Here is a 591-nt window from a genome sequence, read left to right as displayed (position 1 = left end):
TGGAACGCGTAAAAGTGTACAGCAAAAACAACGCTGTAAAAGAAGGGGTTGGTCTTTACACGAAAACGTTGATGGAAAAAATGCCGTGGTTACCTATCGAAGAAGATGGACGCTTAAATGATCCCGTTCTTAAAGAGAACTTCATTACTCGCATTTACTGTCTCAACGATTTTTATGAATCGATGGCAGGTGAGCCGACACGCGGTAAGATCATCGATTTCCATTCTCGTTATAAGCTAACGCTTATGGCGCATCATCCAGAGTCGTATCGATCTTTGGGGCGCTTAGTCGCAGATGTTGCCAGCTATGAGATTGACGAGTTTTACCGAGAATATCGATTAGGTCTGATGACGGCGCTATCGAACCGTGCCAGTCGCAAAAACAACACGAATGTGTTGATGCATCTTCAAGGGTATTTCAAACGCTCTCTAAACAAAGATGAAAAAGAAGAACTCGCGACCGTGATTCAAGACTATCGTACTGGCACGCTGCCATTACTCGCGCCACTAACATTAATTAAACACTATCTAAATGCTTATCCAGATGAATATCTGAAAAAACAGAAGTTTTTAGAGCCACACCCGCAGGAGA

At 43.1% G+C, this 591-nt stretch carries 1 protein-coding gene; it reads left to right on the top strand.

Features of this window, described 5'->3' with window-relative positions:
- Window positions 1-591 (top strand): YbgA family protein (locus R8N49_RS28885; protein WP_318190670.1); only part of this gene is annotated, 591 nt, incomplete at both ends.

Source organism: Vibrio sp. 1978, assembly GCF_033344345.1.
This window is presented reverse-complemented; position numbering and strand designations above follow the sequence as displayed.